The sequence below is a fragment of the Salinarimonas soli genome, assembly GCF_008386575.1.
In the GTDB taxonomy this organism is placed as follows: domain Bacteria; phylum Pseudomonadota; class Alphaproteobacteria; order Rhizobiales; family Beijerinckiaceae; genus Salinarimonas_A; species Salinarimonas_A soli.
On sequence record NZ_VUOA01000245.1, the window covers coordinates 1 to 383 of the forward strand.

Genomic DNA, 383 nt, shown 5'->3' on the forward strand with positions numbered 1-383 from the left:
CTTTGTAGTAGCATTGGAAGATCTCGAAGGCTTTATCGGCTGCGTCTTGCCCGGTCTTATCCTTGCACTGTTCTAGTACGCTTTGGGCTTCAGATTTATTAACACCAGGAGGAAGTTTTGCTAGCGCAACATCCATGTTCAATGTACCATCTGAGTTCAAGATTGCGGATTTGTTGAAAAAGCAAAGCACGAATTTCTTAAAAGCTTTATCTTCGGAGTACTGTCCAGTCTTCGCTGCATTTATCACTTCGGTGCTCACGCCAGATTCTTCAACACATTCTGAGGTGTACTGCTTAGCTTTTTCTTTTTGAGTTTCAGTAAGGTGGACGTTATCGGCTCCGCAGTTGAAGACGGCGAACGCCAGACATATCAGGACAACTGAC

General features: G+C 44.6%; 1 protein-coding gene. It reads right to left on the minus strand.

All coding sequences use genetic code 11. From position 1 onward, the window contains the following. Positions 1 to 383 (minus strand): pheromone/general odorant binding protein (locus tag F0L46_RS27950; protein WP_149822439.1); only part of this gene is annotated, 383 nt, incomplete at both ends.